Origin of the sequence: Pasteuria penetrans (assembly GCF_900538055.1) — a bacterium.
Lineage (GTDB): Bacteria > Bacillota > Bacilli > Thermoactinomycetales > Thermoactinomycetaceae > Pasteuria > Pasteuria penetrans.
Genome location: NZ_UZAC03000003.1, coordinates 68,259 through 92,469 on the forward strand (window position 1 = coordinate 68,259; position 24,211 = coordinate 92,469).

The window sequence follows — 24,211 nt, forward strand, 5'->3', positions numbered from 1 at the left end:
TCGAGCTGATCCCCCCCTTTTGTTTTTCCAACGTTTCCCTCATTATGGTAGATCCCGTAGTTGCAGCCGACTCCGGACACATTACTCTGTTATGGGGCGCTCCTCTCACTTTTTGCGGGTAATTGACATTAAATTTATAAAATATTTTCATTTTTCCTTATGATGTACTGATCCCAGTGTGATTCGTTATGATCCCTCCGTAGGACACCACCTAGAACGTTGGGACCTGTCTCCTTCCTTGGGGACAGGTCCTTTATTTATTAAATATAGAAAAAACATAGCACAAACAATGGGATGTAGGTAAAGAGTGCAAATAGTTTCGATTATGGACCTGGGTATGAATAGATTATTTTCATGAAATTTAATATAAAAATAATATAATAATATTTATATCTATGCAATTTGGGTTTTACGGAAGTTGGCATATAAAAGTTAGGATACAACCGGGTTTTCACAATTCACAAAGGGATGTATAAGTACACCTTGGATAAGGAACTATAAGGGCTGGGGTGGTTGTAAATCGCGGATATAGTTTTCCTCAGTGAATCGGGGGTAGGGCTATGGCCAATAAGCAAAAAATTTACCTTTGTTTTCGTAAACGTGTTCAAGCCCCACCCGATGCGGTTTTAATGGTGCGGGATGTATGTCTATTTTCGACTGGTGTGGGGAACGAGGAGATCGGATCATTGCCATTGGGAAGAGTAGCGGATCAGGTGACCCATAGCGTGGTAGAGGCTGTGGATGTTATCAAGCAAATCCATGCACGCTTTCCAGATAGGGAGGTGGAATTTCTTGGTACGTCACAGGTCCTGGTCGAGGGGGAAACGTCGGCTACCAGGGCACCTCGTTATCTCGTGTTGGCGGTGACCTGGATTGTGGTATTTCTCGGTTCGGGATTGGCGATTATGTATTTTCATGCCGATGTTGGTATGCAGGAGGTTCATCAACGTATCCATGAGCTCCTGACGGGGGAGATTACGAATCATCCTCTCTGGTTACAAATTCCCTACGCGTTAGGTATTGGGCTGGGGATGTTTGCCTTCTTCAATCGCAGTTGGAGAAAACGAAGGGATCGCGAACCTAGTCCCCTTGAAATCGAATCTTTCCAGTACCAACAATTGTTAGATCAATATGCCATGAATCGCCCCCATACCCATAAGCTCAGCAAGACTGCTGCTGATTCATTGTATAATTCCCCATGACCATTGGCCCCCTTGCATACGTTGGGATGACCCTTATAGGCTTTATAGGGGGGGGATTTGTGGGCAGTGGTTTTGTAGCCCTGTTGTCGGCCCTGCAACTCTTCCCGAGATTACTACAATTGGCTAATGTACTCCAAAAGTCTGTTTTTTTGGAATGGGCCCTTATAGCTGGGGTGTTATCATTTACCCTTGTGGATTTATTTGATCTTCATATTGGTATTCACATTGTCCTTCTATCTATAGTAGGTGTGGGAATGGGTTCGTTTATCGGGATGCTAGCGGGTGCCTTGACGGAGGTAATCAATGTATTTCCGGTATTTGCAAGACGCCTTCGCTTACAGTCCTATGTTACCTTTATTTTTTCAGCAGTTGTGGTTGGGAAGGTTACGGGCTCGCTTTGTCAAATGTGGTGGTTTCCCGGTGTGTTTTATCCTTCAGAATAGACCAGAATAGAATGGAAAGTATGATGACGAAAGAGGGGAATCATATGATGTGGTTGTATGCTGCCATCATAGGAGGGGGTATTTGTGCAATAGGACAGATTTTAATGGATGTTTTTAAATTTACACCAGCATATACACTCAGTATCTTTGTAGTCGGTGGCGCGGTTCTTTCTGGTTTGGGTTTTTACCAACCTTTGCTCGATTTTTCGGGTGCTGGTGCGGCTGTTCCGATTACCAATTTTGGTAATGTGCTAGTTCAAGGGGCTTTGCAGGGTGCTGCTTCTGATGGATTCATAGGCATTTTTTCTGGGGTTATGAGGACTGCGAGCGTGGGTCTATCGGCTGCAATTTTTTGGGGGTTTCTGACAACCTGCCTCTTTCGTGCCAAAGAGTAGGGGGGCATGGAGGATCTAGGAAAAGGGAATCCAAGGAGGAATTCGTTGATAAGCCCTCCCCCGGTAAGCCCTCCCCTGGTTTGTCCGTCTCGTGGGGGGGAGCAATGTATAAAGTGGGGGGGAGCAATGTATAAAGTGGGGGGGAGCAATGTATAAAGTGGGGGGGAGCAATGTATAAAATAGAGGGTGATAGGGGATGACAGAGAGGCAAAAAATGGATACGGATGCTTCCGGACAACACCCCTCTCCTAGGAGAAAATGGATTCAGATGATCATCATGGCAGGGGTTCTTCTCCTTGTTGTGGGAGCTTGTCTGTGGAATAACCGGGGAAGGAGTGGGGTCAGGGCTGCTGTGCCCACCTGTGGGGGGACGGTAGGGATACGGAAAGGGCAATGTGCCCCCGATTTTTCCCTACCGGTTTTGCAGAAGGGTCAATCTGGAAGGAAGGTCAGTCTGTCGGAGTTCCTAGATAAACCAACCGTCCTCTATTTCTTCAGAACCAATTGTGCGGAGTGTGTGGATCATATGCCTGTGATGGAACAAATACAAAATCGGTATCAGGACAGGATCAATTTTCTGTATATGGATCTCTCGAATCGGGAACCGAACGGCGTCGAGGGGGTACAGGAATTTCTCAGTAAATCACATCCGGCAACGGGACAACCTATGTCCATTCATCCTGTTCTTTTAGGGGATAGGAACCAGTCTATCATCTACGATATAGCGTTGATGGTTCCTGCCCTATGCCTTATTGATACCAATGGACATATTGTGGATGCAAGCACGCAAGTGGGGAATGAGGTCGACATAGAAAATCGTTTGCAGGGTCTGATTGCGGTTTCTTCAACGTCATCTGGGGAAGCTAGATGAGAGGGCGACTCCTCCCTCGGTTTTTGGTGGGTCTCCGCTGTTCATAGCGGGTAGATGAACGGCGACTCTTTAGCATGGATTTTTTTATAGGAATCGGGTGGGCGGTGACGTATTAGAAAACGAATAAGATGCTTGCTAGGGAGCATCTATCCGATGACTGTAAAATTAAGGATCATAGTCCCCTAGTTTGATAGTTATTAAGAAAACAACAAAAAAATTAGGTCATTAGCCCCTCTTCTGCTATAATGCTCCATAGAGAACGTCCAGATTCCTATGGAAAAGCAGGTGTTAGAGCTAATGACCTATCTTTACTCTACCACAAATCCCCTTGGCAGTATAGACAGCGTAATATTTTATGTTGAAGCCGGTTTATCGGACGTACCCAAACACTGTGGACGCATTTTCCAGAGTAGGGTTCGGGACCTTTCCGGGGACGGTTAGATCTTTCTGTACGGAACCTCCATACGTCAAAAAACCCGCTCCAGCAAGGAGCATGGTTTTATTTGTTTAGAAATGTTAATTGGGAACCCAACGGCAGTATCCCGTTGGGGGTGTGAATTTCTGAACAAGGTTTTTTGGGGGGGATTTCCCCCCCATTCCGAGTGCTTCCTCCATGGATTACTATATAAAATACATTTATTATATTAAAATAGGAAACGTATATTTTAGTTTTCTACCTTTGTCCTCTCTTTTTTTACCTATTCACTATGAGTGCCTGGACTATCCCGATTCGTTAAAATGGTAATAAATTTCCATTTTCTTTTTGTTTATCCTTCTGTTATACTATTCCGCGAAAATTAAAAATTTTATGGAATAACGAGAAGGATTATAGATTTATGGAACACAATACCCATACCACCCTACCGGCTCCTATTTTGTGATAAAAAAATGGAGAACGATCTCCTAGAGCGGGTACAATATTTACAAAAATCAGGGTCCACACCCGAGCAAGCCGTCCAGACTGTCGGTCGTTCAGTTCTGAACGATAAAAATTGGGGAAATTCCACCATTGGAAAGGCTTGGACATGGTTGGCTGGCTATGAAAGGGATCAATATCTGGGGTGGAAAAGCTATCAAAGAGACAACGGAGGACGTTGTAAAATCATTAGAAGTGGATATAGAAAACGTGTTTTAGATACCCATAGGGGTTCCATTGCCTTTTTCATTCCACGGTTACGAAACGCCAAATTCCAGTCGGTTCTGGCCGATCCCTATTTCCGTTATGATCCCTACTTGTTGAAAAAGATCGTTCCCCTCCGAACCGGCGGTATGTCGCTAGAGGTCATCGCGGAACAAACAAAGTGGATCCTCGGCAAGAGGATTCCCCGTTCCACCCTCTCCCAACGCTTTATTTTTCAGTATGATAGCCACCTAGACGCGTGGAGCCTCCGTTCCCTACAGAACCAGTATTCCACCCTTCAAGCCGATGCTACCTATCTTAAGATCCGTGGGGGCAAAGGGAAAAAAATAGCCATTTACATAGTAATTGGGACGCAGATGGGACGGTGTATGGGAAATTCTTTATGTTGGATACGGTCCACCTGAAACGTTAGACACCTGGAACCAGGTTTTCGAAAATCTTCGCTCACGGGGTTTATCATCGGTTCCTTTAATCGTGACCGACGCTCGCCCCGGCCTTAGAACAGCTGTTCGTGTTCATTATCCTACATCGGATTGGCAACGATGTATTGTCCATTTCTTTAGGAATCTGCGGGGTGCCGCTGAGGAGGATTCTTTTCCACCAGAGGTACTTTTTGGGAGGCTGCGCAAGGAGGTTCTGGAATTTCCGGATCATGAAACGGCCCATGCAATCGGCATGAGGATCTGCGAGGATTATAAAGCCATTGCCCCGAAAACAGTAAAAATATTGCGAAAAGGCCTGCTCGAGATCACTATTCACCTTAGGCACGACCTTACCCATCGAAAGTCAAACCGGAGTACCAACATTCTGGAAAATCTCAACAGTAATTTAAAACGCATTACGAATAAAGCCCGCTGCTATTCTGATGACAGGGCTGCTTATCGGATATCCGCCCTCTTCTGTCTCCGTTATCACCAGAAACGGCAAGAAAGAACGGACCAGAAGACAGCGTGAACTGTAGGGATTAGGAAGAAAGTAGAAATAGTATGGAATCATGTGTTTTTACGATTTAGATTGAAAATTTTGAAAAGTAAGAATCGCCTTTTTCCCAATCCCTATAGGATTCATAATAAAAATGGACGAGGGGAAACTAGAGGACAGGAACGAATTTTCTATCTATACAAATTAATAAGATAATTATGCTTAAAAAAATACAGGAAAAGGTCACCCAAGGAGGCAAAAAAGTGGGACTAAAAATCCCCCCCGAAAAATGCACACACCCGTCCGGATGCTGCCTGCCTATCCGTTCCTCATATGCTACTCCATCATACTGCTTGCCTGATTCACGCAATAATTTCACACCCCAAAGCCGCTGTTCGTCCGCCCGCTACGAACAGCGGAGACCCCCAGAAAGTGGTAACTTTCAATCACATATCATTTGTGCTGACAATATTCATATATAATTTTTTTATATTTAATAATAATTACACCGTAATGCATTTTTTTATTTCTTAAGTAACATTACATATAATAAATATAAAAGTATGATTCATCTTCTTCTTATAATATTATATTTGGTATATTTTTATACAAATATATATGCTAAATACATAAATTTTAATATATATTTTATGAATATATTATATTATAATTTATTTATATTATATTATTATTGCATGCAGTAATATCTCACAATCTAATAATAACAACAACAGAGAGGGGGCTGAAGATTGTGGGCAATAAACTTAAAAAAATAGTAAAATACTCTCTTTTAATTTCAACCCTATCCATGATGAGTTTTTCTGCTTACCCATCATTCGCTGCAGAAACGGGGGACAGTCCATCGTCACCTGGAGGTGGGGATCTTCTTTCTATATTGAAAATGATGGTTCAATTATTCACTAAATCATCTGGCAATCACCCATCGGATAAGTCATCCGTTGGGGACCAATCAAATCAATCTGGAAAGGAATCGAACCATCAAAATACTATCGCCGTTGCCGTATATGCTGCCCCTTCCTTCCGTAAATCCCAGAACTGGAAAGAGGAAGCTAAGCAATTAGTGAACTATGCTAGTGACAAACTTTTAAAGAAAACGGGGCTTAGATTTGAGGTTGTTAGCTATGATGACACCATGCCAGAAATTGGGGTGAGTGCGAATGATGCTAGTACCCCCAATAGATTTAAGTCTAAGGCTCCCGCACCCGCCGGTGGACGTCATGTAGATTTTAAGGTTTATTTTACAAAATCAAATGGTGTAGAAGGGTATTCCGATATTAAAAAGCATAGCCTAGGGGGAAGTCCGAGATACTCTGCTGTTTCTGTAAACGGAAATGAAAAGGCAAATCGTGATATCACGGCACATGAACTGGGTCATGCATGTGGCCTCGAGCACACCGACGGTGGTTTGATGAGGGCTAATCGGAGTGGATCAGGTAAGGAAGCATTTACATCTCAGTTACATCATGTTAAAAATAATTTGACTGGTAAGAAATAGTTCATTTTCCGATTTTATTATTAAATTTTATAAATAGATAGGTAATTTTGTAAAAATTTGGGATTATTTTGTTTGAATCTCAACGGGAATCTTTTTCGAATCGTTTTCATGTTTACTTCCCCATGGAACATTCCCTTTATTGTGCTGCTCGGGGTTCATTACATCAGAAGGCTCTTTAGCCGCCGGCCCTAGTCGATGTGGTAGGCCCAGCTTAAAATTCTGGACCTTATTGGATGGATGCAGACGGAAATACCAAAGATGGGGGGGAGTCCCCCCTAAAAACCTTGTTCGGGAATTCATATCCATAACGGGGGATTGTTGCCGTTGCTGGGTATGTAAGCCCTTCCCTTCCGTGAATTCCAGAACTGGAAAGAGGAAGACAAGCATTGGGTAGATCATGCCGGTGACAAACTTTGAGATTTCCTTCAGTAACATGGAACTATCACCTATAGTATTAATGAACCATAATATTGACTAGGAAATATCCTGGGAGGCGATTCACGAACAATGATAGGGAATCTAAAATTATCGTATCTTAGCCGTATATCGGACCTGGGGGTTCAATCTCAGGAGTGAGGATTGAACCATGGTTCGATCTATCGAATGTATCGTGGTAGGTTTCTGTGTTTATATTTGCCTAGATTTGGATTCTCTTCTACTGTATTCCGAGGTATTTTTGTGGTAACGAAGTAGGATGTATACTTTATTTTTATTAGGAAAAAAATCGCCCGAAGACATTCCAGGTCCGAAGTTTGGCCAAGACCCAAATTATCTATTTTGGAGGTGACATTGTGTTTGGGAGGCGGTCGATTTTGGTGATGCATAGTTCCCCCATGTGGTTGCAAAATACAGAGAATTGAGGGACGATATCAAGGTAGGATGGGGGGATTATCTGGGACGGAATGTGTCTGCCAAGCTAGGTGCGGAAGTGATGAAGATTGTTTAGATCCTTGGGGTCGAATGGTAGGTGGCAGATTTAAATTGCTACCCTAATGCTGTTCGTATAGAGCGTGTTGGTGTGAGCGTTTTGGGAAATGCGGGGTGTGGAATTTCTATCGGGTGTATGGCAAGTAAGCCATATAAACGATGGGGGTTGTACTGGGTCCTTTGGAATCGGTTGGTAGATAACAAGCTTCCAACCACCTAATGTTGCTGATGTGGAGATACACCCGGTGGTGGTCGGTTCAGAAAAGGACGGGACTAGAATTCCCGTTCGGTGTGTGTCAAGTGGGCTGTATAAACAATGAAGGTTGTAAATGGCCCTTTGGGGAGCTAGCTGGCCGGTAGATAGCAAGGTCCTTCTCACCACCTAATATCCCGGTGGCGAGCAGTTTTAGGAAAGGGCAAGACTAGAATCCTCGTCCGGTGGGGATTAAAGAACCCAGTGAAAGTGAACTGTTTGGGGACGCATTGAAATGTCGAAACCGAAGTATAGCCTGACACGTCGGGGGAAGTCACGGGGGAAGACTTAGTTACATGTGAGGGGATTATGGGAACCTCAAGGCAACATCCCCACAATCGGAGTAGGACCTAAACGGTTTGAAGATTGGGATGGGATGAGAAAGGCCGCATTAGTGTAATGCGAAAGTGGTACGTGTGGTCCTGTGAGGAGGGGAGCAGGAGTAGAGAATCGGCCGCATAACTTGGGGGATCATTTTACGATCCTGGGTTGTTTGCTGGTGTAAAGGGCATTGGTAGTGGGTGATCGAGGGAGGAGGTGGGGAATACTCGTCGGACAGGGCGCGGAAATCAGCGGAAGCGGGTTTCTGTGAATCATAGGGAAAACATTCATTCCTAGGTATCGGAAAACTGTAGTTTATATCAAAAACGAGGGGAAATCTGTCTGTTTCGATATAGGTACCATATGAAATCCTGCGTATGGCGGGTCGGCATCTGGGTACACAGGTAGGATGGACACGACCCAGACATCCATTGCAGAACAAGGTAACCCCTTATTGTAGACAGGGTAGCTGAGCGTTATTTGCTAAAGTTAATGTAGAAGGAAAAGGATTGAATATTGATATAGAATATGATTTGAGTTTTCGGACAGGCGGAAACATAGGCACCTTGCGCTGCGCATAGAGGCAGATTGATCCGTGGTAGCGGGGAAGCCCCTATGGGGGGTCATTTTCAAATTAGATCTAGGTACGGAACTATGCAATCTAAAAGTAGATGGGGCAGGAATAAAGACCACCCACCCGAGATTATTGGTTCACTGAATCCGCTGAGGGGAATGGACAATTGGGATCGTGGATGGGGTCCGTATAATGGGGCGTATGGGCCTAAGGGGAGGCCTCAGTCGCTAGGCTGGGTTTACCCGCCGGGTCCATAAGTAGTTATGGGTTGCCTTGTGTTTCCAATAGGATATGAATGGGCCGTAATGGACTATAACGAAGTACCTGTCGGGATAATGGTGAAAGGGCTTGATTCATTTCTGATGAGGATAATCCCATGGTGGCTTGGGGAGAAAATCAGGTAATGGGAACTCTATTGAGGGAAGTCTGAGGGAAACGTAAGGGAGAATCTGCTTGAAATGTCGGTTTCTCCCCAAGCCATTGGATCTTCAGATGTTTACTAGGTTTGTTTTGTCGAATAACCTTATCATGTTTAAATGGTATATTTTGTATTATACTTATGTATTTATTAAATAATAATATTTTTTTATATTCATGAACGGGTGGGGGAGTATTTTGAGGAACCCCCCTGGGGGTTTCATAAACTTGTCGATTGTGAATGGCCATGTCGTTGAAGGGGGTTTTTTTTCGTGAGTAGTGGACAGGGAAATAAAGGGGTTACGAACCAGTCTCCCCACGGGGGTGTAGGGGCTGGGGCCTTGATTGCTATAGGAATTCTCCTTGCTATTAGCATGGTTTTTATATGGAAAAATTGGAAAACAAGTATTGTTATGCTTGCCCATCCCAATTGCAAAGGGACAAGGGGTGTGCAGCCCGGGCAGTGTGCGCCCAATTTCGTCCTCCCGATTTTGAAGGATGGTCAGGAGGGTGATAGGGTTAGTTTGTCAACCTATATGGGGAAACCCACAGTTCTCTATTTTTTTCATACCCCCTGCGGAGTATGCCTCAATCATTTACCTGTTGTGAAGGAATTGCAGGCCCGTTATCAGGATCGGATCAACTTTCTGTACATGGATGGTTTTCATATGGAAGGGGGTATGGGGGAACTACAAGATTTTCTCAACCGTCCTCATCCCGCAACGGGACAGCCCCTCTCCCTTTCCCCCGTGTTTTTAGGGGACGAGAATGTTTTTTCTGATTATCGTGTTTTAGGTACACCGATGGTATATTTTATAGGAAAATCAGGTCATGTAATTCATGTTTCTAGGGGTGCGGATCTGGATATGGAAACGCGTCTGAAGAAAATGCTTGCCGATCTTCCCTCTGGTGGTTAGATGGGGATAGAATGTAGGGGGGCGTAGGGAGTCGATTGCCAGGTTTCCTAAGGTCGTTATCACTATGGGAAACGGGACCCTCCCTTATGTCTAGGCCCCTTAGTACATAAGGGATAGGGGCTGATGGATCCCCAGTAATCTATTTTGTTCCACGGGATATATAGTGGTTTATGAAAATATGTATCTCTTTTAGAGGGCAACCATACTCCTGATTCCTGAGACGCTTAGTGGTGTCTCGGGGGATCGTGATCGTTGTGCGTGGGTTCCCTGGCCAGGACTGGTGGATCCATGGTGGTGCCACGGTAGGATTGTGATCCCCGTTAATTTTGTTGAAGAGAAGGTGGATAGAATGGCGAACAAGGGTTTATGGTATAAGGAGTTTCATAATGGAGATTTTGGGTCCGTCTATAAAATGGAAAAAATATGGGAAGAAAAACAAACGCCCTATCAGAAGCTAGAGGTGATCCAAACTACGGGTTTTGGCAAGGCTATGCTTCTGGATAACGTGTGGATGTTTTCGGAATTTGACGAATTTGTTTATCACGAAATGTTGACGCATGTTCCCATGTTTACCCATCCCCAGCCGCGTCGTGTTCTTGTGGTAGGTGGTGGTGATGGGGGTACAGTCGGACAAGTCCTCCGTCATCCCACGGTAGAGGAGGTAGTTCTGGTGGAGATTGACGAGGAGGTAATTCATAGTGCACGGCGTCATTTTCCCTCGTTGGCCAAGCCCTTGTCTGATGACCGTTGCACATTGCAAATTGGTGATGGGTTTGCCTATGTGCGTGATCATAAGGATTCCTTTGATGTGATCCTTATCGATTCCACGGATGATTTTTGTGAGGATGGATTCAGTTCACCCCTCTTTACACGTGAATTTTATGGGGCCGTACACCAAGCACTGCGCGCTGATGGCGTAATGGCGGCCCAGACGGATTCCCCTTGGCTTGGGGGCAAGATCTTGGCACGCGTTTTAGGGGATGTTCGTTCCTTATTTTCCATTGGGAAGATTTATCTGGCATCTATTCCTTTCTATCCCGCGGGATTGTGGACCTTTACTATTGGATCGAAACGAATAGATCCCTCCAGTATGAATCATATAGACCGTTTTTCTGGTTGGAAAACCCGATACTACACACCGAGGATTCATGAAGCCGCCTTTGTCTTACCCCCCTTCCTTGAGCAAAAAATCCATAGGGGAGAGGAATTGTGCAAGTTGTGAAACGTACCCCATGGTTCCCAGGTGGAATCGTTTTGGTTGGGATGCCTATGGATACGACGGTCACTTATCGTCCGGGCGCGCGTTGGGGACCGACGGGGATTCGTAGTAGCATAGGGGCCCTGGAACATTACAGTCCTTATCTGAAGAAAACCATGGTAGCATCTATGTACAAGGACGCGGGTGATCTTAGGCTTCCCCTGGGAAATACAGTGCGCAGCTTGGCCCTGATTCGTGATTTTTTCCGTAACCTGTCCACTGAAGGGAGTTGGCCCATTGCATTGGGGGGTGAGCATCTGGTGACCCTCCCTATTGTGGAAGCGATGTTAGAAACATATCCTGATTTAGTCGTATTGCAATTGGACGCCCATGCGGATCTATGTGACTCCTACATGGGTGAAGCTCTCTCCCATGCCACGGTAATGCGGCGTGTGGTAGAACGTTTGGGATCGGGACGACGCTTGTACCAGTTTGGAATTCGATCCTGGACGGAAGAGGAGGAGGCGTATGCCCAACGAGAAAGGGTTCATCAGTATCCCCTTTTGGATACGAATTCTATGGGAGTATCTATGGAGGCTTGTCTAGCTGACCTAGCTGACCTCCCTCCCCATACCCCACTGTACGTTACGCTGGATGTGGATGTACTGGATCCTGCCTATGCACCTGGAACGGGTACACCGGAGCCCGGGGGATTGTCAACCCTCCAGTTGTTGTCCTTTCTACACCGGTTATCCTATAGTGCGCATAGGATTGTAGGTGTTGATTTGGTGGAGGTGGCCCCTGATTTAGATCCAACGGGTCAGACGGGTGTTTTAGGTGCCAAGTTGTTGCGTGAAGTTGTTTTGGGGTTTCCCCCGGAAAGGCGGTAGATAGTCCATGGGAGGAGCAGAGATCTCCCTCTGGCAGGGTTATAAAATCAGTATAATATTTGCATTGCAGAAGGCCATTGCACAGGCAGGGTTCCCTGCTCAGGAGAAGTTGGTGGTGGAAACTCCCCGGGATCGTGATCACGGAGATTTGGCGACCACGGTAGCCTTGCAGTTGGCTCGTTCTATGAAAACAGCCCCGCATGCATTAGCGGAACAAATTGTTCGTCATTTGCAACTGCCTACAGAGTGGGGGGAGGTTTCTATCGCCGGGCCAGGTTTTATCAATATTACTTTGACGCATCAGGCCCGTGCAGCGGTTGTAAAGGAAATTCTTTTGGAGGAGGATACCTATGGGCATTCGAATCAAGGACAGGGAAGGAGGATATTACTAGAATATGGAAGCGCTAATCCCACGGGTTTTTTGCACTTAGGTCATGGACGCGGTGTGGCCGTTGGGGATACGTTGGCACGTATTTTTACAGCGCTAGGGTTTGAAGTATACCGGGAGTACTTAGTCAATGATGTGGGGAATCAATTGAAAATGCTGGCCCTCTCTGTGGACCACCATTATCAACGTTCCTGTGGACGGGTATCCCAATTTCCGGAGGGTGGTTACCAGGGCGCTGAGGTAGAAGATATTGCCCGGAAGGTGTGGAGGCAAGAGGGTGATCGTTTGTTATCCTTACCTACCGCGGAGAGATTGTCCCTGCTAGGAGAACGTAGCCTCGAATTCTTTTTGATGAAGAGTAAACAAGATTTGTCGTGTTATCGGGTTGTGTTTGATCGTTTTTTTCACGAAAGCGCGTTGCATACAGGGGGTGAAGTAGAGGAAACTTTACAGGCCTTGCGTGAAGCAGAGGTGATAAGGGAGAGGGAGGGGGCTGTGTGGCTTGCTTCCTCGATGTTCGGTGATACTAAGGATCGGGTGTTGGTGAAGCAGGATGGGAATACTTCCTATTTGTTACCTGATATAGCTTATCACCGCGAAAAATTCCGGCGCAATTTTGATTTTCTCATCAATGTTTGGGGTAGTGACCATCATGGCTACCATCTCCGATTGTATGCTGGTTTGTCCTCCCTCTCACTCCCCACAAATGTGCTGGAGATTGTCTGGACGCAAATGGTGCGGTTGTTGAGGGGTAAGGAACCGGTCAAGCTTTCGAAACGAAGGGGTAACACTTTTACCCTGGCAGAGGTGATCGATGAGATTGGTGTGGACGCTGCGCGTTTTTTTTTCCTATGGAGGAGCCCCAACGTCATGGTGGATGTAGATCTCGATCTGGCACGCTCGCAAACACAGGATAACCCTGTTTATTACATCCAGTATGCACATGCAAGGATATGCAGTCTACATAGGGAGGCGAAGGAAAGGGGCTGGACGGATATTTCGGATTTCCAAGAAGATGTTTTGCAGCATCCAATGGAAAAGGAATTGCTCTCCATCCTGCTCCTATTCCCAGAGGAAGTGGCGGATGCGGGTCGTTTACGGGCCCCGCAGAGGATTGCTACCTATTTGCAACAGCTGGCAGGTATGTTGCACCGCTATTATGGATCATGTCGCGTACTGGATGAGGGGAGGGCAATAGCCAAAGCCAGGCTGGCCCTATATGAGGCAGTGGGTCAAGTGATACGCAACGGTTTATACCTTTTGGGGATCACTGCCCCTGAGAAAATGTAAATTGGGAAGAAGGGGGAGTATGGGGGGACTGGTTCCTTAAGGAGTTTCGAGTCTGAGGGTTCTGTTGTTGTGGTTGGTGTTTTTGCATGCAAAAAATCCCACCCCCTTAGGGGAAGGATTCTTTGTAGTGGACTATGTTCGTTTGCTACCATCTGTTGTTCCTTTGTTGTTTCTTCCTTCCCCCGTGCCATTTCAATGGGGGATTGGGTCCTCCCCCTTATGGGTTGTGTTTTCTTCTTCTGCGTAGCATCGATAGGACGAGGGCAACAATCCCAGCCAAACCTGTGGTATATAGACTCAGTACAATCTTGTTGGGTATATCGGTTGCTGTATTTGGTGCTTCCTTCACGGTATTCCTTCGAGCGGAGGGGGTTGTACGCATAGGGTTATGGGACAAATCCTTATTTCCCACGGTTGCATGGGGGTTACCACCATCTTTGATGTTTTCCTTGCCCTCTTGCCCGGGAGGGGACGACGCCTTGTCTGTGGAGCGGATGGGTTCCCCTACCTGGTTTTTCAATTCCCCTTCGGGTTTTGTATTCCCTGGCCCCCGACTTTCGACACCCTCTGCTTTCTCTCCAAGAAGGGTGGTTTTTGTTGGTTTCCCTGTAGTCGATGCCCCTTGTGTTCCCGCTGTGACAGCTTGTCCTGGCAGGGGGGATAGCATGGTCACCGTGCTTTGGGCGCTTTGGTTGCTGGGTACGTGTTTCATCAGGTAGAACCCCCTATTCACACGAACAGGTATGGCCACCCCCTCTTCATTACATTTCACTACAGTACATTCTTCTTTCGCCCCCCCTCCCAGTTTCCTTTCCTGGGATATTGGGCTCGTTTCCTTTTCGGAATCCTTTTTTTGAATGGATTTATTTTCCGTGGTTACCTCCCTGTCTCCTGGATTGTTCTTTTCGACAACAGGGTCGGTTGAATTGATTGCAGAGTGTGGATTTTCTTTACTGCTGTTTGCCTTCATCAAGAATCTGGCATATCTATGCGCTGGCGAGTTACCGTTCTTTTGGGCAAGATCCATTGCAAATTTGTATGACAATTTAGTTATAAGTTCTTCCTGTTCCCTACTAGGTTGGTGTCCCTTTGGAATCTCATGTATATTGTTTTGTTTTACATTATGATCTAAATATTTACCAAATAGATCAAGAAATTGTTCGTATCCTTCCTTATCATTGATATTTTTTTCATACCCCATACTCTTCATTCTTTCGTGAAATTTGTTCATTTTGTCAGGGTTATTTTTGTATACTTCCCTGTGGATACACTCTATGTCACTACCACATCTGACGGTCGGGGAATTATACCCCTCCAATCCTGTGGCTTTATGAAGGATGGTATGGGCTGTTTGCTCCCATGGTGTCAGTTGCCCATATGATGATCGCGATGGTGTGTCTTGTGGTGGAAGGGAAGCCTCGGGTTGCGGTGGTGTGCCTTGTAGTGAAGGGGAATTCTTGGATTGCGATGAATCGGCTGATGATAAGGTGGTAGATGCATCTACCGCTGGTTGTAGATGATCTTCTGTTTGCTGAGGGGAACCCGGTATTGGTGGTGGTGATGTCGATGTATTATGTAGTTCTGATTTTGTTGTTTGGTTTCTCTCCACAGCGTTTTCTATCGCTTCTGTAGGGGATGAGACGGGGAGAAGCAGCAAGACTCCGGGTAACCAGCGTAGTAGTGAGCAAGTGGAACTTTTGTTTATATCAATTTTCATACTACTTTTCCTGGGTTCTATCATTTTTTAAAGACACACCCTTCTAATTCTTATTTTGGGTAGGGTAGGTACAGGATCGTAATGCATCCATACTGAATTTCTAGGAGTAGATGCCATATCCCATTGGGTAATGAGGTTTGTCTCGTTTCTAGAACTCAGTTTCTCAATGGTGGGCCAGCCTAGTAGAATGGACCGCATTTTCTATGTCGAAAAATTCACAAAACATTCATTTGATATGCGACGACATCCCAATTTCGTTTCCTCACTAAGCGTCTCCTTCCTATTCCATTTTCTCACAATATAACCCACGTGCTGCTATGGAATCAAGTGGGCGTAGCGGGGAGATTTTGTGTATCATGACGATTTTGTTGATTCGGGTTATCGTCCCCTGTTCGATACCCCTGGGGAACTCCGTTGGGTTGTGTCAATCTATGGGGGGATCCCATATGGGGGATGTGATGCTGCAGTTCTTTTCTATCTACCGACCTTGATTTCGTCGATAGGGTAGGAGTAACATTGTGAGGGGATAGGCGTTCTGGGGTGAATTGCACGGGATCTGGATGAGTAGGTAGATATCCACTCAGAAGTATAGTTCTGTTTAGAAGTATAGTTCTGTTTAGGTCCCCTGTTTGCCGGTTTTTTATTCTATGACCATAGTTCGTGTAGGGTTCGTTCCGGGGGGTACAGGTTTTTCTATATTTTTCCATTTTGCACGGGTGAAGGGGGTGTTGTGGAACTACCGGGCTATCTATCTCCAAGTACTTTCCTTCCAAGGGGGATTCCGCGCCTTTTAAGAGGGGTTCCAGGTAAGGTTGCTTCCGGGATCGTGTGCAGAATGAATCCCAGCCTTTCCTTGTTTTTCATCAATTTACTGTTGATTTTGTTGTTTATTTTTAATGTTTTCAATACTTTTATTCTATCTACTCAACTTGCTGAGCATTGGGTTGATGGGTTGGGTAGGGAGTTCTTGAGTAGAGGTTATGACTGAGTATTCTAGGATATTGGCCATAGGGTGCCAAACTTCTAACATAAGAGGGAGAGTGTACTTTTCCATGTGTGTGAAAAGTAGATCAATACGCAAGGTTCTATTTTATTCATCACCTTTCCTCCTGGGTTCCTTTCTATTGTGTGGGAATTGCGGGGCCTCCCCTTCCCTGTCCAATGGAGCTACTGATGAGCCTTCCACTGGCCTGAGTAGTGGTGGAGATCTTGGGGCTTTCTCTGGTTTGGGTGGTGGGAATTCTGGTTCTCTCTCCAATTCGGCGGCTACCGTTCCCTCCTCCAGTCCGAATCAAGGAGGAGCTACTGAGTTTCAGTCTACTACGGTTAGTGGAGATTCCAATCCCTCCCCCAGTTCGAATCATGTAGTTACTGAGCCCCATTCTACTACCCCGGTTGGTGGTGCTTATGGGTCCGCTGCTTCTTCCCATAACTCTTCCTTGGCCGGTGGGTCTTCCTCCAGTAGTGGCGGTATTTGTCCGGCAGGGAAACGTCCCGATGTATCATCAATGGATGATAAATTCAACATTCCCGATGAGTTATTACGGCAGGGTTCTAAAGAACAACAGGTATACGAGAGGGAATCCGAGGGATCCGGGAAGGCATCTGAGAGATTGTCGAAACCCACCAAGGGGGAATCCGAGGGATCTGGGGAATCCGAGGGATCTGGGGAGGCATCCGGGGGATCGTCGAAACCCACCCGGGAGGAACCACAAGCGTTTGAAGCGCATCGGGATCAGGGAGGGGAGTCCCAGAAGACCCCTGGGGTATCCTCATCCAATGGAGCGAATGAAGCTGCGGCAGTCCGTAATGGTTTGCGATTATCACCGGAAAACTCCGTCCAAACAGGGGACAGAACGATGATTGGATCCTCGTCCTTGGGGGGAGAGTTACCACCGGGAGATGAAAGAAGCACTGGGGAAGCAAATGATGCCCCCAATGATGACGAAGCAAAAGACGGGGTGATAGCGGCAATGACCAAACCCCCATCGTCAGGGGGATCCCCACCATCAAGTCCTGACGTATCCCAACCAACATTTAAGACAAACGGCATTGTTTCTCCATCAGTACAGGGTTTTCCTGGATCTAATACGATTGTGCTCGGACAGGAGGCGGAGCGTTCATTACCATGGAGCAGCGCAGTACCTGTTTTCGGGGGAAAGGGTTTGCAGAATGATCCCCTCCTCTCCCTAGTGCAGAGGCCGGAATCTAGTGCGGTTGCGCTTGGGAAGGAGGCGGAGCGTTCATTACCATGGAGCAGCGCAGTACCTGTTTTCGGGGGAAAGGGTTTGCAGAATGATCCCCTCCTCTCCCCAGTGCAGAGGCCGGAATCTAATGCGGTTGCGCTTGGGAGGGAGGCGGAACGTCCATTTTATGAGAGATTGTTCTCCCTCCTACCCTCCCCGTGGTGGGTGCTTGTTGGTTTGATCCTTATTGGTGTGTTTATGGTTACTAATAGAAGGTACGTATTTTTGGAGCGGGCGGTATACAAATTGGCAAGGAGGGGTTCCTACTAGAGACTATCATTTGCTAGGAACGTCCCCATTTTTTATAGGAAACCCGCAACGTTAAGACCTGTCCCTTTTCTAGGGATGGGTCTTCTATCTGTTTGTGAAATATAGGAAAACATAGTGTACTTTATCATATGATCCATCATTCCTTTTTCGGGGACCGTGCAATTCTTTGTAGGGAATGCCCCTCTCTATGAATTTAGTCAGACCCTTTAGGGTTGTGTCCGATTGTGTGCGTATATTTTTCGGAGAAGTGTGTGCCCAGTAAGCCGTGTCGGCGATGAAGGTTGTAATGGGTTCTTTCAAGCCGGCCGATAGATAGCGTGCTTGCCAACCACCTAACATCTCTGATGCGAAAACACTGGTGGTAAGTAAGCGGTTCTAGGAAAAGGGGGGATTAGAACTTTTGTCCAATGGAGATTAGGGATCTCAACGAGAATGAATCGTTCGATTGATATATCGAAAAGAACAGTTCATGTCCAAACCGAAGTGTGTCCCCCGTACGTCGGGGGAAGTCACGCAAGACGACCCGGTCATGTGGTGTAACAGATAGGGGGAATTCAATCTAGATACTTTATACGGAACTTTGGAGGTTCATTGTTGCATGGACGGTTGGAACCGTTGGCCAAAAAGGGGCGTAATCAAAGCCAAGGACAACTGAGGACCTCGTGCACGAAGTCGGATCAGCCCATAGTGGATGATGGAACCCTTACCATGGGGGCGAAAGGGCCGGCTCGTCTCGATGGGGACAGTAAAACAGGAATTTTTTAGTGGAAAATCTACTGGGGAAGATCACCGAAACCTTCAGGGAGGGCTCAACCCAAAATCACTGTCCATACTAAATTTTCACTTGTACCCTACCAGAAAGCGGTAACTTTTAACTACCAAAGGGGTGCGAACCGTCCTCCCCCATTTACATCCATAAGGATGATTACACCCCAACTTTTTATTGATATTTAGTAATAGTATTTATAAAAATAATATATATAGTATTAGGATGGACATAACGATCCAAAACCAGGGTACTTTCTTAGTAAAATCCTCCCTATTTGATTATGCCAACCCCAAGACTGGAGAAAGCAACCTTCTTTACATATATATTGCATGCGCACAGAAACAAGCAATATGAATTAAACGTAGCATTATGTATTAAACATCATATAAAATTTATTTAAATAAAAATATATTTTTCCTGTTGTTAGCCATTCTCATCAAGTACCCATGCTGACGGTACTTACATAGCCTATTTTTCATGCTTTTTTCATATTTAATGAATAATTATAACATTTTGATAACATGTTTTTTATTCTTACAAAATACTACAATAGGTTTTATATTATTCTCTGCAGAACCCTCAGGGTAGATTTTTCTGTTTCTGAATTTCCCTGCATGATCGTCAAAATTTGAGAGTAAAGTAATTTCGTGTCCCCTGCACTTGGCCTGTCCCCTACTTCTTGTTACAATAACCGGAGGGGGGGGATTTTTTGTTCCCGAATGGGTTGTCCCATACCCAGAAAATAATGCTACGCAGGGGTGTTCTGTTAGTACTTGCCACCATAGCAACTGTGGTTATCATTCGGGGTGTCAATTCGGATACTGATAGACTTGCTTTTACCAGTGAGGGAGCTCCAGATTTCACTCTACCCTTATTGCATGGAAATGAGAGTTATCGGCTGCGGGAGTCCCTTAGTGTCCCTGGTCGGAGGGGGGCTGTACTTACTTTCTTCACCACTTCGTGTGAAGGCTGTGAAAGGGTACTTTCCGTCCTGCAAAAGTTTCGCGGGGAATATCAGTCACAGGGGATTGACATGTTGCTGATCAATGTAGGTGAGGGGCGCTACGCGGTGGAGCAAAAAATGGGGGACAGTGTGTTTCCTATCGCCCTGGACATCCACAAAACGGTTTTCAACCACTATCGCTTAGCTTTTGTGCCTGTTACCCTGATTCTTGATCCAGAGGGGAGAATTCGCTCCAAAAAATGGGGGGTGATTTCTCTGCCCGAGCTAAAGGGACAGCTGAGGTCTTTGGGAATGATAAAAGATACCCCATAATTTGGGAGGATCAAGGGGGAATGGGGATGCATGGAGATGAACCCTCACAGTACAGGGAGATCGATGCAGCGGAATTGGGAAAATCTTTTGATCCGTGTTCTGGAGCGTATATTTGGGTTGATGTGCGTACAATGGAAGAATATGATAGTGGTCATATTCCCGGTTCCCTACATATCCCCCATGATGAGGTAGAGGCACGTTGGAGGGAACTAGAGAAGTATCGTGATCGAAAATTAGCTCTCGTTTGCCAGCGAGGTGGGCGGAGTTTGTATGCGGTCAAGGTATTATCCAGTTTGGATTTTCCGTTTCTCTATAATGTTACAGGAGGAATGGAGGCTTGGACCGGTCCTATCATCGCAACCAATTGACCCATGATTTGCGTCGACGGGGAAATTGTCTCCCCTGGGCCTATGTTATGGAGCAGGCCCTTTACCATCGGCAATGGGGTTACTATACGTTGGGCCCTTCCTTGGGGAGAGGAGGGGATTTCTTTACTCCTTCTCATATAGGCACAACCTATCCGAACCTTTTGGCGGAATGGTTGGTGAAGTTGCGGGAGTTTACAGGGAAGCCATGGTCCTATGTAGAATTGGGCCCGGGGGAGGGTCGTTGGCTACAGTATATCCGGAGGAAGGCAGATTTGGATGCAAGGCTTTGTTGGGCTGTGGAGAAGAGTCCCGCATTTCGTGAACGTCTCCGGAATCAGATTCCCCCTTCCCAGGTAGTAGCGAGTCTGGATGAGATTCCCCCTCAATCTGCTGCCTTGGTGGTAGCTTGTGAGTTTTTTGACGCCATGCCCATTCATCCAGTACGGTACCAGGGGACAAAAAGGTCCTCCCTTCGAGAGGCTTACGTGACATGGGCGGATTCGAAGTGGCGGTGGGTGTGGAAAAAATCCTTGTCCCCAGATATACAGGTTCTTTGGGAAACATGGATTTCCGATTTTCCTCCCGGTGTACTGACTACGGGTCAGGTGATTGAGATCCCCCAAGCCGCCCTGTGTTTTATGGGAGAGGTTGCGCGATGGTTGAAGAGGAGTTCACAGGGGCTGTTCTTTATACTCGATTACATGCGACCTCGCTGTGAGTTGCTTGTTTCGAGGGAGGGGACCCTGCGAGCCTATCATGGTCATCGTTTGTTGACCCGCCCCTCCGAGTGGTTATCCTACCTGGGGGAGGTGGATCTGACTTCTACTCCCCCCGTTGATCTTTTACGTAGGGTTGGTGAAGGGGAGGGGTTGGTTACAGTATGGGATGGTACGCAGGGGTCTTTTTTAGGAGATTCTGGTGTGATAGGATCCTTGGCCCCCCCTCCGTTATCCGATCCCTTTTCCCCAGCAGCCCGGGAATGGAGGAAATTTTTACAACTCTTTCATCCGGGGGCCATGGGGGAGTCTTTCCGTGTGTTGTTACAGGGTTGGCATCTGGAGATCCCTGGTGTGTACAGGGTTTTATTTCCTTCCCCCAATGAATGTGAGTCATGATGAGGAAAGGGTGGTGTGATTTTCTATGCATATCAAGCCTCGTTACCGCGGTTTCATTTGCACTACATCTCACCCAGTAGGATGTTCCCAATGGGTGGAACAGAAAGTAAGGGATTTGCGTAAGCTTCCCCCCATTCAGGGTCCCCGTAAGGTGTTGGTCATTGGTGCCTCCGCAGGGTATGGGTTGGCAACACGTCTGGTAGCTACGTTCGCTGCTGGAGCTGATACGGTGGGTGTTTTTTTGGAAAAGCCTAGTCGGGAGAATCGTACGGCTACGGCGGGCTGGTATCTAACATCTGCTCTGGAGCGTTTGGCGGATCAGTCTGGGAGGATAGCTCATAGCGTTTGTGGTGATGCCTTCTCTGAGGGTGCCAAACGATCTACCATGAGGTCCGTTAGAGAAAAGTTGGGGTCTGTCGATTTGCTTGTCTACAGTTTGGCGGCCCCACGTAGATTTCATCCTTCGAAGCAAGCATGGGATGTTTCTGTTCTCAAGCCGATAGGGGCTTCCTTCTGCAGTAAGACTCTAGACTTTCATACGGCCAAGGTCGATACCATAACTGTGGATCCGGCTAGTGAGGAGGAAATTGCTGGGACCGTTTCTGTCATGGGGGGCGAGGATCTAAAGCTCTGGGTGGAAGCATTAAAGACGGAAGGTCTTCTATCTCCCGGTGTGCGGGTATTGGCTTATTCCTACGTTGGTCCGAGTCTGACACACCCTATTTATCGCTTAGGTACGGTGGGGCGTGCGAAAGATCATCTAGAGGCTACTGTGAATGTTTTGGATCGGGAACTCCGACAGCAGTATAATGGGAGAGCCCTTATATCGGTCAATAAGGCTGTGGTTACGCAGTCCAGTGCTGCCATTCCCGTTGTTCCCCTTTATCTCTCCTTGCTCTATCGGGTTATGCAGGAGCGTACTATGCACGAGGATACTGTTCAGCAAATGTATCGACTATTGGCAGAGGCACTATATCCCGAGCCCAAGGGATTGGATGAAAAGGGTCGCTTGCGCATGGACGATCGTGAGATGGATCCCGGGGTGCAGAGGGAGGTAGAGGATCGGTTTGTCAAGGCAACGGATGCTACGATAGGGACTTTAGGCGATGTGGACCTCTATCGCAAGGCTTTTGCCCAGTTGTTCGGATTTGCTATTCCTGGTGTGGATTACGATCTCCCTGTGGATCCACAAGTTTCCATACCTAGTGTTAATGGAAGCTGTTTTTTACGGTCTGCCAACAAGAACTGACGCCCCCTGTGAAGGGCGCGCCAATCCTGGTGCATAGGAAAAATTTCTAAGGAGGGGTGGTATTACGCGCTGAAGAAATTTGCATAGATACTGAGTCCAACAAATGCTAATAGCATATACGCACCAAAAAGATACATATAGGTTCTCTCTGTACAATGAAGGAGACCGGTAAGCATAAATGCCGCCGCCTGTCCTAAAGACAATGCGGCCGGTAACCACATATCCCCTGCCAAAAAGCATAACCCAAATGCTAGGCACCAGAAGGCCAGTGTGCGGAATGTACGTGCCATGCAAGGTTCTCCTTTTCTTCGATGGGTTGTGATGCTTTTGCCATAGTAATGAAATCTTGGCATTCTGCGTTTATAGACCTGAGGTCATTGTAACTCATGACCAGTAGGTGTCGCAATTGCAATATTTATGGGTTGTGTTCGGCCCAAGCAGATTGGTGGAGACCCAGAGCGAGATTTGCATGCATGATTTCTTAGGTGGGGGATTTTCCGGTTCTGTGGGTCTATGAATGGGGGAGAGGATGGTTTTCGAGGTGCTGTTGTGGTCATAAAAGGTATAGCATTTCCCTATATGGGTCATAACTTAAAGGTAGAGGCCGGGAGCTGATGCGTGAATGTGTGGGTGGAGGGTTGAGAGGTGCCGCGGTGGTTATGAAAATGTTCCCTCCGGTAGGGGTGATTTTTTGAATGTGGATGATTGGTACGAGGTAAACTAGATGTTTTGTGTCTATTAGTTGTTGGAGAGCAGTCCGTTGTCTAGCAGTTAGGTTGGGCTGGTGGGTGTACTTCCTGCATACATTGGGGGGGATAGTAAATCGGGCGTGTAGTTGACGTGTTTGGGATCCATTCCTCTGGGCGTTATACCCTTGGGGAACACATTTGTGATAGGAGGGGATAAAAGGCAAGCGTATGTATTTTTTATGTATAGAAAAAATTTATTTTATATTATAATAAAAGTTGTGGTGGGGAGGTAGTGATAACATGTCTGTTAAACGGCAGGATGCTTGGACAGAAGAGGATGATATGGAATTAGCACGAGTTACGCTGCGTCATATTGAGGAGGGAGGCACGCAGTTATCCGCTTTTGAGGAGGTAGCCAGGAAGCTTGGAAGGACGCCGGCAGCCTGTGGATTTCGCTGGAATAGTTCGGTTCGTAAAAGTTTTGAAACTGCTATTCAGATTGCCAAAGCGAAGCGGCAAAAGCGGGCGATTAGCAGAAATAATTCGCGTATGCATCACAATTATTCTTCCCGTTTGGGGATGGATATAGATTTAAATATGGAGAACAGTCATGGTCGCGGTTTAGGTTCTGAGGTGAGGCTCAGTGGCAACAACAGCAGGGATAGCAGAGATATCCGAAATACCCATCGTGATGTTGGCAGGAATGAATTATTGGAGGTGGGGCAGGACGATTCCCCCAGTTCGTTGGATCAAATCATTCGTCTTCTCCGGCAACATCGCAATGAGTTACAGACCCTGCGTCGGTTGCATAGACAACTGAACAGGGAATTAGAAGATAGAACATTGCA

General features: G+C 46.5%; 17 protein-coding genes and 2 pseudogenes. 17 read left to right on the forward strand and 2 right to left on the reverse strand.

All coding sequences use genetic code 11. The features are described from left to right. The first annotated feature begins 560 nt into the window (after positions 1-560). From PPRES148_RS09715 to argS, 10 genes and pseudogenes are all read left to right on the forward strand, one after another. Entirely contained in the window at positions 561-1,202 is a 642-nt protein-coding gene (locus PPRES148_RS09715) for a stage V sporulation protein AA (RefSeq protein ID WP_149454452.1), read from the forward strand. 59 nt (positions 1,203-1,261) lie between these two features. Then, a complete protein-coding gene (locus PPRES148_RS09720) occupies positions 1,262-1,645 on the forward strand; it encodes a stage V sporulation protein AB (protein ID WP_187820962.1) in 384 nt (127 codons plus the stop codon). Next, a complete protein-coding gene (locus PPRES148_RS09725; protein WP_425468267.1) occupies positions 1,609-2,040 on the forward strand; it encodes a SpoVA/SpoVAEb family sporulation membrane protein in 432 nt (143 codons plus the stop codon). Before PPRES148_RS09720 ends, PPRES148_RS09725 begins: the two co-directional genes overlap by 37 nt. Before the next feature lie 196 nt (positions 2,041-2,236). After that, positions 2,237-2,911, forward strand: coding sequence for a peroxiredoxin family protein (locus PPRES148_RS09730; protein WP_149454454.1), 675 nt, complete (start codon positions 2,237-2,239; stop codon positions 2,909-2,911). Between the two features lie 836 nt (positions 2,912-3,747). Then, a pseudogene (locus tag PPRES148_RS13420) lies at positions 3,748-5,006 on the forward strand (IS256 family transposase). Positions 5,007-5,724: 718 nt separating this feature from the next. Continuing rightward, positions 5,725-6,489, forward strand: a complete 765-nt coding sequence (locus tag PPRES148_RS09745; RefSeq protein WP_149454457.1) for a zinc-dependent metalloprotease family protein — start codon at positions 5,725-5,727, stop codon at positions 6,487-6,489. Between the two features lie 2,764 nt (positions 6,490-9,253). Continuing rightward, on the forward strand, positions 9,254-9,898 hold the full coding sequence (locus tag PPRES148_RS09750) for a TlpA family protein disulfide reductase (RefSeq protein ID WP_149454458.1): 645 nt from the start codon (positions 9,254-9,256) through the stop codon (positions 9,896-9,898). Between the two features lie 310 nt (positions 9,899-10,208). Continuing rightward, positions 10,209-11,120: a polyamine aminopropyltransferase gene (gene speE, locus PPRES148_RS09755; protein ID WP_149454459.1), complete on the forward strand. Its 912-nt coding sequence runs from the start codon at positions 10,209-10,211 to the stop codon at positions 11,118-11,120. Then, positions 11,108-11,986: an agmatinase gene (gene speB, locus PPRES148_RS09760; RefSeq protein WP_149454460.1), complete on the forward strand. Its 879-nt coding sequence runs from the start codon at positions 11,108-11,110 to the stop codon at positions 11,984-11,986. Before speE ends, speB begins: the two co-directional genes overlap by 13 nt. Before the next feature lie 7 nt (positions 11,987-11,993). Then, complete coding sequence (gene argS, locus PPRES148_RS09765; RefSeq protein ID WP_149454461.1) at positions 11,994-13,664, forward strand: arginine--tRNA ligase; 1,671 nt, start codon at positions 11,994-11,996, stop codon at positions 13,662-13,664. 217 nt (positions 13,665-13,881) lie between these two features. On the opposite strand, the gene PPRES148_RS09770 is transcribed toward argS, so the two are convergent. Further along, positions 13,882-15,381, reverse strand: coding sequence for a hypothetical protein (locus tag PPRES148_RS09770; protein WP_149454462.1), 1,500 nt, complete (start codon positions 15,379-15,381; stop codon positions 13,882-13,884). Between the two features lie 1,052 nt (positions 15,382-16,433). Here PPRES148_RS09770 and PPRES148_RS09775 point away from each other — a divergent pair. The 6 genes from PPRES148_RS09775 to fabV all read left to right on the forward strand — a co-directional run bounded on the left by PPRES148_RS09775 (position 16,434) and on the right by fabV (position 22,674). Then, complete coding sequence (locus tag PPRES148_RS09775; protein ID WP_149454463.1) at positions 16,434-17,897, forward strand: hypothetical protein; 1,464 nt, start codon at positions 16,434-16,436, stop codon at positions 17,895-17,897. 594 nt (positions 17,898-18,491) lie between these two features. After that, positions 18,492-18,662 carry a hypothetical protein gene (locus PPRES148_RS12085; protein ID WP_187820968.1) on the forward strand — a complete coding sequence of 57 codons (171 nt, stop codon included), beginning with the start codon at positions 18,492-18,494 and terminating at the stop codon, positions 18,660-18,662. A 713-nt stretch (positions 18,663-19,375) separates the two neighbouring features. Continuing rightward, the gene (locus tag PPRES148_RS09780) at positions 19,376-19,942 is read left to right on the forward strand and encodes a redoxin domain-containing protein (RefSeq protein WP_149454464.1); all 567 of its coding nucleotides are present in this window, start codon (positions 19,376-19,378) and stop codon (positions 19,940-19,942) included. A gap of 26 nt (positions 19,943-19,968) precedes the next feature. Further along, the gene (locus tag PPRES148_RS09785) at positions 19,969-20,310 is read left to right on the forward strand and encodes a rhodanese-like domain-containing protein (protein ID WP_223128038.1); all 342 of its coding nucleotides are present in this window, start codon (positions 19,969-19,971) and stop codon (positions 20,308-20,310) included. Further along, positions 20,280-21,425 carry an SAM-dependent methyltransferase gene (locus PPRES148_RS09790; RefSeq protein WP_149454466.1) on the forward strand — a complete coding sequence of 382 codons (1,146 nt, stop codon included), beginning with the start codon at positions 20,280-20,282 and terminating at the stop codon, positions 21,423-21,425. Before PPRES148_RS09785 ends, PPRES148_RS09790 begins: the two co-directional genes overlap by 31 nt. 25 nt (positions 21,426-21,450) lie before the next feature. Then, positions 21,451-22,674: an enoyl-ACP reductase FabV gene (gene fabV, locus PPRES148_RS09795; RefSeq protein WP_149454467.1), complete on the forward strand. Its 1,224-nt coding sequence runs from the start codon at positions 21,451-21,453 to the stop codon at positions 22,672-22,674. A gap of 62 nt (positions 22,675-22,736) precedes the next feature. Here the strand turns inward: fabV and PPRES148_RS09800 are convergent, their stop codons facing one another. Beyond that, positions 22,737-22,964, reverse strand: coding sequence for a DUF2626 family protein (locus tag PPRES148_RS09800; protein ID WP_187820970.1), 228 nt, complete (start codon positions 22,962-22,964; stop codon positions 22,737-22,739). Between the two features lie 699 nt (positions 22,965-23,663). Between PPRES148_RS09800 and PPRES148_RS13425 the strand changes: the two are divergent. Next, positions 23,664-23,891, forward strand: a pseudogene (locus tag PPRES148_RS13425) (RsfA family transcriptional regulator); the annotation flags it as partial. Positions 23,892-24,211: the final 320 nt, after the last annotated feature.